This window comes from Rhizobium sp. Root1204 (assembly GCF_001424965.1).
Classification (GTDB): domain Bacteria; phylum Pseudomonadota; class Alphaproteobacteria; order Rhizobiales; family Rhizobiaceae; genus Pararhizobium.
This window is the reverse complement of sequence record NZ_LMCZ01000040.1, coordinates 102611-117021: the sequence shown is the minus strand read 5'-3', so window position 1 is coordinate 117021 and position 14411 is coordinate 102611. Positions and strand designations below refer to the sequence as shown.

15 protein-coding genes are annotated in these 14411 nt (G+C 59.0%); 9 read left to right on the top strand and 6 right to left on the bottom strand.

The window, feature by feature from the left end:
• The first annotated feature begins 34 nt into the window (after positions 1-34).
• From trpLE to queF, 4 genes are all read left to right on the top strand, one after another.
• Positions 35-79 carry a trpE operon leader peptide TrpLE gene (gene trpLE / locus ASC96_RS33480; RefSeq protein ID WP_197065633.1) on the top strand — a complete coding sequence of 15 codons (45 nt, stop codon included), beginning with the start codon at positions 35-37 and terminating at the stop codon, positions 77-79.
• A 109-nt stretch (positions 80-188) separates the two neighbouring features.
• The gene (locus ASC96_RS24940) at positions 189-2378 is read left to right on the top strand and encodes an anthranilate synthase (RefSeq protein ID WP_060505772.1); all 2190 of its coding nucleotides are present in this window, start codon (positions 189-191) and stop codon (positions 2376-2378) included.
• A 184-nt stretch (positions 2379-2562) separates the two neighbouring features.
• Positions 2563-3483 (top strand): cation diffusion facilitator family transporter, encoded by a 921-nt coding sequence (locus tag ASC96_RS24935; protein WP_060505771.1) that lies wholly within the window; start codon positions 2563-2565, stop codon positions 3481-3483.
• Positions 3480-3944: a preQ(1) synthase gene (gene queF, locus ASC96_RS24930; protein WP_060505770.1), complete on the top strand. Its 465-nt coding sequence runs from the start codon at positions 3480-3482 to the stop codon at positions 3942-3944. The genes ASC96_RS24935 and queF overlap by 4 nt, the downstream gene beginning before the upstream one ends.
• 52 nt (positions 3945-3996) lie before the next feature.
• On the opposite strand, the gene ASC96_RS24925 is transcribed toward queF, so the two are convergent.
• Positions 3997-4575: a HupE/UreJ family protein gene (locus ASC96_RS24925; protein ID WP_060505769.1), complete on the bottom strand. Its 579-nt coding sequence runs from the start codon at positions 4573-4575 to the stop codon at positions 3997-3999.
• Between the two features lie 251 nt (positions 4576-4826).
• Between ASC96_RS24925 and ASC96_RS24920 the strand changes: the two genes are divergently transcribed.
• Positions 4827-5408 carry an ATP-dependent Clp protease proteolytic subunit gene (locus ASC96_RS24920; protein WP_037099456.1) on the top strand — a complete coding sequence of 194 codons (582 nt, stop codon included), beginning with the start codon at positions 4827-4829 and terminating at the stop codon, positions 5406-5408.
• Positions 5409-5816: 408 nt separating this feature from the next.
• Entirely contained in the window at positions 5817-7526 is a 1710-nt protein-coding gene (gene leuA / locus ASC96_RS24910; RefSeq protein WP_060505767.1) for a 2-isopropylmalate synthase, read from the top strand.
• 92 nt (positions 7527-7618) lie between these two features.
• Here the strand turns inward: leuA and ASC96_RS24905 are convergent, their stop codons facing one another.
• The 4 genes from ASC96_RS24905 to ASC96_RS24890 form a co-directional block, all read right to left on the bottom strand.
• Positions 7619-8452 carry an anti-sigma factor gene (locus ASC96_RS24905; protein ID WP_060505766.1) on the bottom strand — a complete coding sequence of 278 codons (834 nt, stop codon included), beginning with the start codon at positions 8450-8452 and terminating at the stop codon, positions 7619-7621.
• A 3-nt stretch (positions 8453-8455) separates the two neighbouring features.
• The gene (locus ASC96_RS24900; RefSeq protein ID WP_060505765.1) at positions 8456-8974 is read right to left on the bottom strand and encodes an RNA polymerase sigma factor; all 519 of its coding nucleotides are present in this window, start codon (positions 8972-8974) and stop codon (positions 8456-8458) included.
• Between the two features lie 198 nt (positions 8975-9172).
• The gene (locus tag ASC96_RS24895) at positions 9173-9724 is read right to left on the bottom strand and encodes a tetratricopeptide repeat protein (protein ID WP_060505764.1); all 552 of its coding nucleotides are present in this window, start codon (positions 9722-9724) and stop codon (positions 9173-9175) included.
• 166 nt (positions 9725-9890) lie between these two features.
• A complete protein-coding gene (locus ASC96_RS24890) occupies positions 9891-10793 on the bottom strand; it encodes a metallophosphoesterase (RefSeq protein ID WP_060505763.1) in 903 nt (300 codons plus the stop codon).
• Positions 10794-10881: 88 nt separating this feature from the next.
• On the opposite strand from ASC96_RS24890, the gene ASC96_RS24885 reads away from it, so the two are divergent.
• Positions 10882-11370, top strand: a complete 489-nt coding sequence (locus ASC96_RS24885; RefSeq protein ID WP_060505762.1) for an NUDIX domain-containing protein — start codon at positions 10882-10884, stop codon at positions 11368-11370.
• Between the two features lies 1 nt (position 11371).
• On the opposite strand, the gene ASC96_RS24880 is transcribed toward ASC96_RS24885, so the two are convergent.
• Positions 11372-12355 carry a glutathione S-transferase family protein gene (locus tag ASC96_RS24880; RefSeq protein ID WP_060505761.1) on the bottom strand — a complete coding sequence of 328 codons (984 nt, stop codon included), beginning with the start codon at positions 12353-12355 and terminating at the stop codon, positions 11372-11374.
• A 275-nt stretch (positions 12356-12630) separates the two neighbouring features.
• Between ASC96_RS24880 and ASC96_RS24875 the strand changes: the two genes are divergently transcribed.
• Both ASC96_RS24875 and ASC96_RS24870 read left to right on the top strand, forming a co-directional pair.
• A complete protein-coding gene (locus ASC96_RS24875; RefSeq protein WP_060506058.1) occupies positions 12631-13131 on the top strand; it encodes an N-acetyltransferase in 501 nt (166 codons plus the stop codon).
• A gap of 97 nt (positions 13132-13228) precedes the next feature.
• Entirely contained in the window at positions 13229-14401 is a 1173-nt protein-coding gene (locus tag ASC96_RS24870; protein WP_060506057.1) for a cellulase family glycosylhydrolase, read from the top strand.
• Positions 14402-14411: the final 10 nt, after the last annotated feature.

The window sequence follows — 14411 nt, the reverse complement described above, 5'->3', positions numbered from 1 at the left end:
GCACAATCCTTTGTCTCACGCTAACAATTCCGCCATGACAAACGCACGCAACATTGCAATCTGGTGGTGGGCTCGCTGAAGCGGCCTTGACCAGTCATGCGTGATTGAGACGACAAGCCGCCCGGAAGTTTCGAGGCGGCTTTTTTGTATTCGGGCCGCAGGAATGACGGGCCTGAACGGAGCGACAGATGGCGACGACTATTCTTGCAGACGGTGCGGAAGCCTATACCACCAAGGGCGGCATTTCCGTCACCCGAAGGCGGCGCGAGGCCCCTTATGGCGAAGCGATTTCCAGCTATGTCGACAGGCTCGACGAACGCCGGGGCGCGGTCTTTTCCTCCAACTACGAATATCCGGGCCGCTACACCCGTTGGGACACGGCGATCATCGATCCGCCGCTTGCCATTTCCTCGTTCGGCCGCGCCCTGTGGATCGAAGCCTATAACGAGCGCGGCGAAGCGCTGTTGGCGATGGTCTCAAAGCATCTTGCCGATGTCGCCGATATCACGCTCGGTTCTGCCACGGCTCGCCGTCTTGATCTCACGGTCAACATGCCGGACCGGGTGTTCACCGAGGAAGAGCGCTCGAAGATGCCGACGGTGTTTACCGTTCTGCGCGCGGTCACCAACCTGTTCTTTTCGCAGGAAGATGCCAATCTCGGCCTCTATGGTGCCTTTGGCTACGATCTGGCTTTTCAGTTCGATGCGATCGAACTGAAGCTGAAGCGTCCTGACGACCAGCGCGACATGGTGTTGTTCCTGCCGGATGAAATCCTCGTCGTCGATCACTATTCGGCCAAGGCCTGGATCGACCGCTATGATTTCGCCAAGGACGGCGAAACGACCGAAGGCAAGGCGGGCGATATTGCGCCGGAACCGTTCCAGACCGTCGACAGCATCCCGCCGCATGGCGATCATCGTCCTGGGGAATATGCCGAACTCGTCACCAAGGCCAAGGAAAGCTTCCGCCGCGGCGATCTGTTCGAGGTGGTTCCGGGCCAGAAATTCTACGAACGCTGTGAAAGCAAGCCATCGGAAATTTCCAACCGGCTGAAGGCGATCAATCCGTCGCCCTATTCCTTCTTCATCAATCTCGGCAATCAGGAATATCTGGTTGGCGCTTCACCGGAAATGTTCGTGCGCGTCTCCGGTCGCCGCATCGAAACCTGCCCGATTTCCGGCACGATCAAGCGCGGCGACGATCCGATCGCCGATAGCGAGCAGATCCTCAAGCTTTTGAACTCCAAGAAGGACGAATCCGAGCTGACCATGTGCTCGGATGTCGACCGCAACGACAAGAGTCGCGTCTGCGAACCGGGTTCCGTCAAGGTCATCGGCCGCCGCCAGATCGAGATGTATTCGCGTCTGATCCATACAGTTGACCACATCGAGGGGCGCCTGCGTGATGACATGGACGCCTTTGACGGCTTCCTGTCGCATGCGTGGGCCGTCACCGTCACCGGTGCGCCGAAACTGTGGGCCATGCGCTTCATCGAAAGCCATGAAAAGAGCGCCCGGCTCTGGTATGGTGGTGCCATCGGTATGGTCGGCTTCAACGGTGACATGAATACCGGTCTGACCCTGCGCACGATCCGCATCAAGGACGGCATTGCCGAGGTGCGCGCCGGTGCGACGCTGCTCAATGACAGCAACCCGGAAGAAGAAGAAGCCGAAACCGAACTGAAGGCATCCGCCATGATCGCAGCGATCCGCGACGCAAAATCCGCCAACAGCCGCGGCGCTCGCCGCGATGTCGCTCCGGTTGGCACCGGCGTCAAGATTCTGCTCGTCGATCACGAGGACAGCTTCGTTCATACGCTGGCCAACTATTTCCGCCAGACGGGCGCGACGGTGACGACGGTACGTTCGCCGGTCTCAGACGAGATTTTCGGCCGGGTCAAGCCTGACCTCGTCGTCCTGTCGCCGGGACCCGGTACGCCAAAGGATTTCGATTGCAAGGCGACGATCAAGAAGGCGCGTGCCCATGATCTGCCGATCTTCGGCGTCTGCCTCGGGTTGCAGGCACTGGCCGAAGCCTATGGCGGCGATCTGCGCCAGCTTGCCGTGCCGATGCACGGCAAGCCCTCGCGCATCCGCGTGCTGGAGCCCGGCATCGTCTTTTCCGGTCTTGGCAAGGAAGTCACCGTGGGCCGCTATCATTCGATCTTCGCCGACCCCTCGACCTTGCCACGGGATTTCATGATCACGGCCGAGAGCGACGACGGCACGATCATGGGCATCGAACATACCAAGGAACCGATTGCCGCCGTGCAGTTCCACCCGGAATCGATCATGACGCTGGGTGGCGATGCCGGCATGCGGATGATCGAGAACGTGGTGGCGCATCTGGCCAAGCGAGCGAAGATCAAGGCCGCATAAGAGGCGTTTCGTCAGTTTAGACGGAAATTCCGGGCCCGACCCGCTACGGACGCTTTGACAAAGCCGTAGCCTTGATCCATATGCAGACTATCCAAAACCGCTGAAGCGCTCCTCGCGCTCCGGCGGTTTTGGCGTTCTAGGACCCTGATTTCTGCAATTCATTCGCATATGCAAGGAGATGATGATGGTAGGGCAAAAGACAATAACGGTGCAGCGCCTCGCCTTCTGGAGCATCCCGATCTCCATTGCCGTACTGGGGCTGAAGATGCTCGCTTGGTGGTTTACCGGTTCGGTGGCGCTGCTTTCCGATGGACTGGAATCGATCGTCAACGTCGTTGCCGCCATCGTTGCTTTCGCGGTGATTGGCTATGCGGCCAAGCCTGCGGATGCCAGCCATCCTTTCGGTCATCACAAGGCGGAGTATTTTTCAGCGGTTATCGAGGGGGTGTTGATCGTCGTTGCAGCCCTTCTGATCGTCTCCGAAGCCCTGCCGGCAATCTGGGCGCCGAAGCTGCCGGATGCACCGGCGCTCGGCCTTGCGATCAACCTGTTGGCGGGCATTGTCAATGCCATCTGGGCGTATGTGCTGATCCGTGCGGGGCGCGCTTATCGTTCTCCCGCGCTATCCGCGGATGGCCATCATATTCTCTCCGATGTGGTCACCTCGATCGGCGTATTGGTCGGTCTTGTGCTGGCCATTCTCACCGGTTATGCGGTGCTTGACCCGCTGCTTGCGGTGATCGTCGCCTGCAACATTCTCTATCAGGGTTGGAAGGTGATCGCCCGTTCGATCAACGGGTTGATGGACAAGGCCGTTCCTGTGGAGGAAGAAGAGGCGATCAAGAAGGCGATTGCCGCAAATGCAACGGGTTCGCTTGGCGTACACGACCTGAAGACCCGTGAAGCAGGGGCTGTGATCTTCGTCGATTTCCACATGGTGGTTCCGGCGGCCATGCCGGTGGGCGAGGCCCATGACATCTGCGACCGCCTTGAAGATGCCATCCGTGTGGTTCACGCCGGAGCCAAGATTGCCATCCACGTCGAGCCAGAGGGCGAAAAGGCCCATGGCATTCGCGTCAAAGTTATTGAAGGATTGAGATCATGACAAAAACAGACGTCTCCGGTCTGTCACAACTCGGGCAGAACGTGGCTTCGCCGCAAAACCCGGAAGAGGCCGTGCTTGAACGCGTGCCAACCAGCCATGCCGGCACGGATTTCGTCGTGCGCTTCACGGCGCCGGAATTTACCTCGCTTTGCCCGATGACCGGCCAGCCGGATTTCGCCCATATCGTCATCGACTATGTGCCGGATGGATGGCTGGTCGAATCGAAATCGCTGAAACTCTATCTGCATTCGTTCCGCAATCATGGTGCGTTCCATGAGGACTGCACGCTCGATATCGCCAAGCGGCTGGTCGATCTGCTGGCGCCGAAATGGCTGCGGATCGGTGCCTACTGGTATCCGCGCGGCGGTATCCCGATCGATGTCTTCTGGCAGACGGGTGCGCCGCCGGAAGGTCTGTGGCTGCCGGATCAGGGCGTTCAGCCCTATCGCGGCCGCGGCTGAAACGAAAAACGGCGGGCTTTTGGCCCGCCGTTTTTCGTTGATGCGATGAGGATCAGCTAACGATCAGTGCCAGTCCGGCAAAGGCGGTGACGCCGCCGAGAATCCGTGAAATGATCCGGCCGGACGACAGGCGGCCGATGCCGAGGCCAAGACCGATGCCGGCGACATGCAGCAGTGCTGTTGCAATGATAAAGCCGGCGCTGAAGGGCAGGGCGCCGGCCGCACCCAGTTCGCCGCCATGGGCATAGCCGTGGAACAGCGCGAAGACGCCGACGACGGCAGCGCTTGCAACGGTTTCCATGCGCACAGCCATGGCGACCAGAAGGCCAAGCGCGACGACGGAGGCGAGAATGGCGGGCTCGACGAAGGGCAGGTGGACACCGGCCATCGCCAATGCAAAGCCGAAGGCCATGGTGCCGACGAAGGCGGAAGGCACCACCCAAAAAGCGCGTCCACCGATTTGAGCGGCCCAGAGGCCGACGGCGATCATCACCAGGATATGGTCAATACCGGATAGCGGATGGGTAAAGCCCGCCAGCAGTGATCCGTGTTCAGCTGGATCGAGATGGGCGAAGGCTGGCACGGTCGAGGCGGCAAAGCCTGCTGCGGCCAGAAGAAGGCGTTTTTTCATTGGTGTCCCCCTGAAGGGCGAAGATGTGGGAGACACCCCGCCGGATGTAAATTCTTGTCCTGCGCATCTTATGGGGCGGCGGGTCGCTGTCTATACGGCAATTGCCTTAGGTGGCGTCTTTACCATAGCCGCAGGGTGTTGCGGATTGGGCTTTCATCCGTATCCGCTTTTGTTGCATTGTTTTCGCAGTCGAGTCGCCTTATCTGACAGCGGCAGAACATTTGAATTTATTTCGCGGGAGAGTTCGCATGATGAACGAAGAAGACGACGACAAGACAAAGGAATTGTCATTGGGCAAAGAGACTGAGGCGAATCTTTTCAAGTCGCGCTCGATCTTCATCTACGGCCCGATCAATCAGGAACTGGCACAGAAGGTCTGCTCGCAGCTCGTGGCTCTTGCCGCCGCCAGCGATGACGATATCCGCATCTTCGTCAGCTCCCCGGGCGGCCATGTCGAATCCGGCGATTCGATCCACGACATGATCAAGTTCATCAAGCCGAAGGTCTGGATGATCGGAACCGGCTGGGTCGCTTCCGCCGGCGCACTGATCTACGTCTCGGCTCCGAAGGAACGGCGCATTTGCCTGCCAAACACCCGCTTCCTGCTTCATCAACCCTCCGGTGGCACGCGCGGCATGGCGTCCGACATCGAAATCCAGGCCCGCGAAATCATCAAGATGAACGAGCGCCTGAACAAGATCTTCTCCGAGGCAACCGGCCAGCCGGTCGAAAAGATCGCCAAGGACACGGACCGTGACTACTGGCTCTCCGCCGAAGAAGCCAAGGCCTACGGCCTCGTTTCGCGCATCGTATCGTCGCAGGCCGATATCTGAGGCTTGCTGATCGCTGAAATATCGAAACCCTGCTGGTTCGCCCGGTGGGGTTTTTTTTATTGCCAGGGCGTGGCGGGATCGGCGCTTGCCCTTGCGCACTTCTCTCGCTATACAAGCCTCATGTTGAAGACAGGCGCCATCATCGTCGAACAGGTTTCCCGCGGGCACGTTGCCATCGTGGAACGTTCGCGCGCCTTTACCTCGCTTCTTCTTCTCGGCCTTACACGCGGTTGCCGGGTTCTTTGAAGGAGCGCCCGGTGGCCGAAAGCCCACCGGCCCCAGCTCCTTGCCTTTCCTGAAATCCAGATACGAAAAGAACCCGAGAGCCAGCATTTTGCCGTCGCAATGCGACCGTCGATCGGTTATTGCATGCGGGCTATGCGCCTCACAGAGTGAAGAGAAGCCGCAATGATCATGAAGTCCCACACCGTCAAGCAAGGCATGCCTGAAGCCGCGGTCAAGTATCAGCCCTATCCGCAGATCAATATTCCCGACCGCACATGGCCGGGCAACACCATCACCAAAGCACCGATCTGGTGTTCGGTGGACCTGCGCGACGGCAACCAGTCTCTGGTCGACCCGATGGGCCACGACCGCAAGGCCCGCATGTTCCAGCTGCTGCTCGATATGGGCTTCAAGGAAATCGAGATCGGTTTCCCGTCGGCCTCGCAGACCGATTTCGACTTTGCCCGCTGGTGCGTCGAGGAAGGCAACGTGCCTGCTGACGTTTCGTTGCAGGTTCTCGTCCAGTGCCGGCCTGAGCTGATCACCCGGACGTTTGAAGCTCTGCAGGGTGCCACCAAGCCGATCGTGCATTTCTACAACTCGACCAGCGAGTTGCAGCGTCGCGTGGTGTTTTCCAAGGACGTCAAGGGCATCAAGCAGATCGCCACCGATGCCGCCAAGATGATTGCCGACATGGCCGCCAAGGCCGGTGGCGGTTTCCGGTTCGAATATTCGCCGGAGAGCTTTACTGGCACCGAATTGGAAGTGGCGCTGGAAATCTGCAACTCGGTTGCCGAGATCATCAAGCCGACGGCCGACAACAAGCTGATCCTCAACCTGCCATCGACCGTCGAAATGGCGACGCCGAACGTCTATGCCGACCAGATCGAATGGATGTGCCGCAACCTCGACAATCGCGAAAACCTGATCATCTCCTTGCACCCGCATAACGACCGCGGCACGGGCATTGCGGCAACGGAACTCGGTCTGATGGCCGGTGCTGACCGCGTCGAAGGCACGTTGTTCGGCAATGGCGAGCGCACCGGCAATGTCGACGTGGTGACCCTGGCGTTGAACATGTTTACGCAAGGGATCGATCCTGAGCTGGATTGCTCCGATATCGAGCGGATCAAGGAAGTCTACGAATATTCTAACCAGATGGTCATTCCCGAGCGCCATCCCTACGTTGGCGAACTGGTCTACACGGCCTTCTCCGGTTCGCATCAGGACGCGATCAACAAGGGCATGAAGGCGATCAAGGTTGCCAACAAGCCGCTCTGGGAAGTGCCTTACCTGCCGATCGATCCGCAGGATGTCGGCCGTTCCTACGAGGCGATCATCCGTATCAACTCGCAGTCGGGTAAGGGCGGCATCGCCTATATCCTGCAGCAGGACTACGGCATCAACTTGCCGCGCAACCTGCAGGTCGAGTTCCGCGAAGATATCCAGCGGATCACCGACGAAGAGGGCAAGGAACTGCCGTCCAAGGCGATCCACGCCCGTTTCATCGAGCGCTATGTCGATCAGCCGGACGCACGTATCCGCTTTGTCGATCATCACACCTATCCGGTCGGCGAGCACAAGGGCGTGCGCGTCGTTGCAGCCGAGATCACTGACAATGGCGAAACCAAGCGCATCGAGGGCAAGGGTACCGGTCCGATCGATGGCTTCATCAATGCATTGGCGATCTATCTCGGTATCGATATCTCGGTTGCCGATTATTCCGAGCATTCGCTACAGCACGGCTCGAATGCCGCTGCTATCGCCTATGTTGAAGTGGAATATCCGGGCGGAAAACTGTTCGGCGTCGGCATCAATACCAATATCGTCGCGGCATCCCTCGAAGCCATTGTCTCCGCAGCAAACCGGGTTTTGGAGCTGAAGGCTAAATAATACAGCCTGTTACGCGGTTTGTTAAAAAGATCGATTCAAGCAAAAGGGCCGCTTTCGTCAAGGAAGCGGCCCTTTTGCAGTGATATCGAAACTCAGATTGCGGTCGAAACCGCTGTCGCCAATTGATGAAGGTTGGCGTCGGACGATGGGCCAACGACGACATAGGATGCGCCTGCCTTCTGCCAGGAAATCATCGCGATATCGTCGCGCATGCTTTCGGTCATCTTGCCGTCGGTGCTGCCCGGTGTGCTTTTCAGAAAACAGATCGCAAAGACGTCGCCGTCCTGATCCTTGTACATCAGTTGCGCCACCGGCTTGCCTGAGGCCACCAGCAGGCGGGCGCCTTCAAATGTCAGGCCTTTGTTGCTCAGGTCCGGCAGCGAAAAATTGACGCCGACGTTCGACGCCAGCCAGCCTTCGATCTTGCCTTCGGCGGAGGCCGGAACCTCCACAAGATGTTCGGCCGTCTGGCGCGAATAGATGCGGTGGTAGTCGGCGATATCGTCGAGCCATGTGCGGGCGGCAGCCATTTTTACCTGCTGCTCGTCGTCATGGCTGGTCTTGCCGATGATGAAGCCGGTCGAGCCGCCGACAAGCAGCAAAACCAGGGAGGCGGCGAGGGCGCGCGGCCACAGGCGCTGCTTTGTTTGACGGGGTGCTGCGGTCACGACGCGCTCGGTCTTCGGATTGAGACCCGGGCCCTGCTTGATCCGGCGCACCAGCGACAGCGGCACCGGATCGTGAAGAAATTCCTCGAACGCCTTGTTGCCGAAGGCATTTCCGGCCCGCAGCCTCTCCAACATTCGCCGGGCTTCGTCATCGCGCGCCACCAGCTGTTCCAGTTCCTTGCGTTCCGCTTCATTGACTTCGCCGTCGAGATAGGCCGACAGGCGAACGTCGAGCGGGAGCCCTTTGGTGGTTTGCAACGCTCAGGCCCTCCTTTCCGTCGTCTCTGTAATCATTGCGGCCAAGCGCAGGCGCGCGGTCGAAAGCCTGCTCATTACTGTCCCGATCGGTATCTTCAGGATATCGGCGGCTTCCCGGTAGCTATGCCCTTCGATGTTCACCAAAAGGAAAACGCTGGCCAAGCCTTCTGGCATGGAGAGGATCATTTTCTGCAGCTGATTGGCGTAGACAGCTTTTTCGCCAGATGCCTCGATCGACAGCTCATCTTGCTCGGTGGCGTCGACCGTACCAGTGCCGGTGCGCACCCGGCGCTTTCTGATCTCATCGATCCATAGATTGCGTGTCATTGCGTATATCCAGCTTTCGAGCCGACCTTCACCGTTCCAGAGGTGATTGCGGGTGATTGCCCGCTCGCATACCTCCTGGACCAGGTCATCGGCATCGGCGGCGTTCCGCGTCAGTGTCATCGCGAAACGGCGCAACTTGGGCAGAACACTGACCAAGTCCCGTCTGAATTCGTTCGAGTCTGCCGCTGGACGCATTGCTCTTCCAAAGAAAACGTTCCGGGTCGACAGTTTATTCGCCCGGATCGAAATACACGCCGGTTGATATGAAACATTTGGCCCGTGGTCTGCAAGTCGGCAGCGTATTGGAAGGGCATATTTTGCCACTTCGGGGACGTTTCTCAACGTCAAATATCAGGCCGGGCAATGCGTTAGGATCGCCCGGCCTGATTGCTGTCAGTAGTGGCGAACGCCGCCGAGGGATTCGAGCAAGGCGCGGTAGGCCCAGCTGTTTTCACCGCCGCGGTCGCGGATCTCGATGAGCTGTGCCTTGGCTTCCTCGACCTTGCCCTGTTCGAGCAGCGCCTGGCCCATGTAGGAGCGTGCAAGGATATAGTTTTCATCGGCCTGCAGCGCGCGCTTGTAGAAGCTCATACCGAGTTCCATGCGTCCGGCCTTGCGGTTGGAATAGCCGCGATAATTGAGGATGCGGGCGCTGTTCTGGTCTTTCACAGCGTCGAGTACCTTCAGCGAGTTTTCGTATTGGCCGGCATAGGCCAGTTCGCGGGCCGCCTTGAACAGGATATCGTCGTCAAGCCCGCTCTTCTTGGCATTGACGCATTCTTTCTTGTTCTTGTCCCAGATCTTGCCATTCTTGCATTCGGTGGAGGTCTTGGTCTTTTCCGGCGGTGCGGTCGTATCCTCGCCTGCAGCCCAGGCCGCTTGGCCCAGTGCGAAGAAGGAGGCGGCTGAGAACAAGGCGATCATTGCAGTCTTGCTATGGATCATGGTCATCTCCCTGGCTGAAACTGATACCGGCAAGCCGGATTGCGCACGACATCTGCCGATGCCAGCATTCCCATTCTTACGGTCAGTGCTGTAGGACGGATGACGAGCGCCGATTATTTCGCGAGCATAGTCTTTTTTCGCCGCGTGGCGAGTAACGATAGGGCGATCAGAGCCGGGTGGTTTCGACCAGCGTGACGGAGCGGCTGTCCATCGTCAGTTCGAACCGCTCGCGGATCACGTTCCATTGTCCCGGGCTGCCGGAGATTGAAAACAGGTTGAACCCGGCGGGTGGCTTCTTGCCGCCGCGGCCTTGCGAAGCCGACGCGATGCCAACGACCGGCACCGGTTTGACCTGACCCTTGAGCGAATAGACCGTGTTCAGGTGCGTATGGCCGTGCAGCACCAGTTCAGCGCCACCGGCGGTGATCGTTGCGGCAAAGCGGCGAATGCCGAGCATGCGCTTGTGCAGGGATGTAGCGCCACGGATCGGCGGATGATGGATCATTACGACGCGAAACAGGCCGGCTTCGCCTGCTGCACGCAACAGATTGACGGTCTCGCGCGCCTGACGGCTGCCGAAATAGCCGCTGGCTGCGAAGGGCGGGGTGGCAACGGCGGTAGAGCAGCCGATCAGCGCCACAGGACCACGAACCCGTAAGTACGGGTAGCAGTGAAAATCCTCGTTCCACTCCGCCGGTCCGCGCTCGCCGCGCATATAGGGATACCAGGCCCTGGTCGTTTTTTCATAGGCACCCGGCACATAGGCATCGTGGTTGCCCGGCACGATCGAGATGTTTTCGGGTTCTCCAGCTTCTTTCAGCCAGCCGGTCATGATCTCGATTTCACGCGAGGACGCGAGGTTAACGAGATCGCCTGTTATCGCGAGATGATCCGGATCGATCCGCTCGATTTCGTCCATCAACAGGTTGAGGGTATTGCCGACGAGGTGGTTGCGTCGATTGCGATGCCAGTTGACGAAGCCGGTAATGCGTTTCGATGCAAGTTCACGGTACGAGAGGTCCGGCAGGGGGCCGAGATGGATGTCGGAAATATGGGCGAGTTTGAACATCCTTCGTACCTAGCGCATATTCCTGCAAAGGGGAATCATTCCAGACGCTTTATCCTCGGCGTGATAATTCGAAAGGAACCGGACCGGAATGAACGCGAGGCCGCGGGAAATGCGCAGTTGGAGAGCAAGGCTGATCACCCGCCTGGCTCACAGCTATTTTGCGGTCGCGCGGGGCATGACGATGGGCGTGCGGGCTGCCTGTTTCGATGCCGAAGGCCGGGTTTTCCTGGTCCGGCATTCCTATGTGCCCGGCTGGCATATGCCTGGCGGCGGTGTCGAGCGGGGCGAGACGGCCTTACAGGCACTGGTCAAGGAATTGCGCGAGGAGGGAAATCTCGAAATGAGCGGCCCGCCTGAACTCTTCCATGTCTATTTCAACCGGCAGACTAGCAATCGTGACCATGTGATCTTCTATCGCTGCCGCAATGTCCGGCAGGTTTCGCCGAAGAAGCCGGACATGGAAATTGTCGAGAGCGGCTTCTTCGCGCTGGATGCTCTGCCGGCGGCAACGACGCCTGCAACGCGCAGGCGTCTGGCGGAACTCTTAGACAGTGTTCCGCCAGCCGAAGTCTGGTAGATCAGGCAGCCAGTTTTTCACGGCCATGTGGCGCGTCAAGAGCAAGGACTGGCCCAGCGGGCACAATGCCGGTCGGATTGATCATGGTGTGGCTGCGGTAATAATGCTCCTTGATGTGGCGCATGTTGACCGTTTCGGCGACACCGGCCACCTGATAGAGATCCTGCAGATAGCCTTGCAGGTTGGGGTAATCGGCGATGCGGCGGATGTTGCACTTGAAGTGCCCGACATAGACCGGATCGAAGCGCACCAGCGTTGTGAACAGCCGCCAATCAGCCTCGGTGATACGTGCACCGCTCAGGTAACGCCGGATCGACAGGCGCGCTTCCAGTTCGTCCAGCACCTCGAATACCGTCGTGACACTTTCCGCATAGGCATCCTGTGAGGTCGCGAAACCCGCCTTGTAGACGCCGTTGTTGACGGCGCCATAGATATGCTCGTTGAGGGCGTCGATCTCGCCGCGCAGATCCTGCGGATAGAAGTCCTCGGTCGAACCCGTCAATCCGTCGAAGGCCGAGTTGAACATGCGGATGATTTCAGCGGATTCGTTGGAAACCATCTTGTTCTGCTGCTTGTCCCACAGCACCGGCACGGTAACGCGGCCCGAGTAATGTGGATCTGCCTTGGCATAGACCTGCCAGAGCGCTTCGGAGCCAAACAGGTGATCGACGGTGCCGCCGATCTCGTTCTTGAACTCCCAACCCTTCGACAACATCAACGGATCGACGATCGAGACAGTGATCAGGTCTTCGAGCTTCTTCAGCTTGCGGAAGATCAGCGTGCGGTGCGCCCACGGACAGGCGAGCGAAACGTAGAGATGGTAACGCCCAGCCTCGGCCTTGAAGCCACCTTCGCCTGTCGGACCGGCCGAGCCGTCGGCGGTGATCCAGTTGCGGAACTGCGATGCCGCCCGCTTGAAATGTCCCTTGGTTTCCTTCGTGTCGTACCAGACGTCCTGCCAGACGCCATCAATCAGCATGCCCATTGACTATCTCCTGGCGGCTGTATCGCCGCTTGTCTGTGAATTCATGATCCATAGATAGCGCATCAAACCCGCTCATATAGTCCGTAAAAACTGAACAGTGCGTTTTAGGCTTTGACACGACGCATTTTTCTGCTATCCGGCCAGACAGAATTTTTCTGAACACGGATCAAGATTGATGTTTTTCCCGGGAAGCCCACGACGACGCTGATGCTGCAAACGCCCTTGAGGGCGAAGCCATCATATTTTTGTCTCGTATGCCCGGTTTCCCGATGTTCATGAAAAAGCACGACCTCGTCTATCTCACTGAAGACGCTTCCCACGACGCAGCCATCGAAATCATCAATGAAGAAGCATTTGGCCCTGGCCGGTTTGCGCGTGCTGCCGCCCGCATCCGCGAGCAGGGGCCGCATGATCTATCCCTGTCTTTTGTCTGCGCCGACGATGGCGAGACGATCGCCTCGGTGCGGATGACCCCGGTGATGGCGGGTTCGATCAAGGGCCATCTGCTGGGTCCTTTGGCTGTTCGTCCGTCGCACAAGAACCGGGGTATCGGCCGCGAGCTGGTCCGTATTGCGGTCGAGGCGGCGCGGCGCAAGGGTTCGGAATGTGTCATCCTCGTCGGCGATCCTCCCTACTACCAGCCGCTCGGTTTCGAGAAGGTCGCCTATGGCGCGCTGACGTTTCCGGGACCGGTCGATCCGAACCGCGTGCTGGTCGTGCCGATGACCGAGGGCGTTCATGAGGGCCTGAAGGGCGACATTCACTGGCGGGCCTGATTTCCCCGCAGGGGATTGTCAGCGGACAATGCTGCCCATTCCCAATTCCGCCATAGTGACTGCGAATATCCCGGCCATCGCAACCGGGATATTTTTGATGCGTCTGCTACCCGCGGTCTTCGCCTCGCTTCTTCTTGCCACCTCGGCGTCTTCTGCCGATCTCATCCAGTTCTGGGACAAACCGCAGCATGGCGGCAACAGCTTCAACCGGCTGCCTCCGGACCAGGCCTATTTCGATGCTCTGAAAGGCTATGGCGCCACCTGGGTGCGGCTGTCCTATGACAAATGGAAGCCTCAAAAACGCGACTTCCTGATTGGCGATGCCGACAAGTATGAGGGCATTCCGGCAAAGGACCTTGCGACGCTGAAGGCAACACTCGATCGCGCCGACAAGGCGGGCCTGAGGATCGTCATCACGCCTTTGTCGCTGCCGGGCATGCGCTGGGCGCAGAACAACGGGAACACGTTTGACGGTCGTTTATGGCAGGATAAGGCCTGGTGGGCGCAATCCGCAGCCTTCTGGAAGGACATCGCCACGGCCCTCAAGGATCACCCGGGCGTGGCTGCCTACAACATCATCAACGAACCAGCGCCGGAAAAGAACAATGGCGTGGCCGAGCATGGCGGTGCCGACGCGATGAAGGCCTGGTATGCGAAGCAGGCCGAGACTGCCCGCGACTTGCCGGCCTTTTACGAGACGATGATCAAAGCCATCCGCGAGGTTGATCCCTCAACCCCGATCATGGCGGATGCCGGCTGGTATGCTGCAGCCGATGCGTTCAGCTATTGGCCAAAGCCGCTCACCGATGGCAAGGTTCTCTATAGCTTCCACATGTACGAGCCCTACGCCGCCACCAGCGCGCCGAACATGAAGCGCGACAAGCCCTATGCCTATCCGGGCAAGGTGCCGTTTGGCGAGACGGAAGAAGCCTGGGACCGCGAGCGGGTCGCCGCCTATCTCAAGCTTCCTGTCGACTGGGCCGACAGCCACAACGTACCGCGCAACCGCATAGTGGCAGGCGAGTTCGGCTGCATGCGCCGCTGGGAAGGGTGCAAGACGTATCTCGAGGATGTCCTGACCTCGCTCGACGACAACAAGCTGCACTGGGCCTTCTACAGCTTTCGCGAGGACAGCTGGGATGGCATGGATTACGAGCTTGGCGCGCAGAAGGTCAACTGGAAGTACTGGGAAGCGATCGATCAGGGCAAGCCTGACTCGGTGAAGCGTAAACCGGGGGCGGAATTCGATCCGATTAGGAAGAGGCTTTAAGGGGCGTCGC

Bases quoted from the DNA above. Each gene is read 5' to 3' on its own strand.
- ASC96_RS24885 (WP_060505762.1), top strand. From the start codon at position 10,882: ATGAACGCGAGGCCGCGGGAAATGCGCAGTTGGAGAGCAAGGCTGATC.
- ASC96_RS24880 (WP_060505761.1), bottom strand. From the start codon at position 12,355: ATGGGCATGCTGATTGATGGCGTCTGGCAGGACGTCTGGTACGACACG.
- leuA (WP_060505767.1), top strand. From the start codon at position 5,817: ATGATCATGAAGTCCCACACCGTCAAGCAAGGCATGCCTGAAGCCGCG.
- ASC96_RS24895 (WP_060505764.1), bottom strand. From the start codon at position 9,724: ATGATCCATAGCAAGACTGCAATGATCGCCTTGTTCTCAGCCGCCTCC.
- ASC96_RS24935 (WP_060505771.1), top strand. From the start codon at position 2,563: ATGGTAGGGCAAAAGACAATAACGGTGCAGCGCCTCGCCTTCTGGAGC.
- ASC96_RS24925 (WP_060505769.1), bottom strand. From the start codon at position 4,575: ATGAAAAAACGCCTTCTTCTGGCCGCAGCAGGCTTTGCCGCCTCGACC.
- ASC96_RS24890 (WP_060505763.1), bottom strand. From the start codon at position 10,793: ATGTTCAAACTCGCCCATATTTCCGACATCCATCTCGGCCCCCTGCCG.
- ASC96_RS24900 (WP_060505765.1), bottom strand. From the start codon at position 8,974: ATGCGTCCAGCGGCAGACTCGAACGAATTCAGACGGGACTTGGTCAGT.
- queF (WP_060505770.1), top strand. From the start codon at position 3,480: ATGACAAAAACAGACGTCTCCGGTCTGTCACAACTCGGGCAGAACGTG.
- ASC96_RS24870 (WP_060506057.1), top strand. From the start codon at position 13,229: ATGCGTCTGCTACCCGCGGTCTTCGCCTCGCTTCTTCTTGCCACCTCG.
- ASC96_RS24875 (WP_060506058.1), top strand. From the start codon at position 12,631: ATGAAAAAGCACGACCTCGTCTATCTCACTGAAGACGCTTCCCACGAC.
- ASC96_RS24940 (WP_060505772.1), top strand. From the start codon at position 189: ATGGCGACGACTATTCTTGCAGACGGTGCGGAAGCCTATACCACCAAG.
- ASC96_RS24920 (WP_037099456.1), top strand. From the start codon at position 4,827: ATGAACGAAGAAGACGACGACAAGACAAAGGAATTGTCATTGGGCAAA.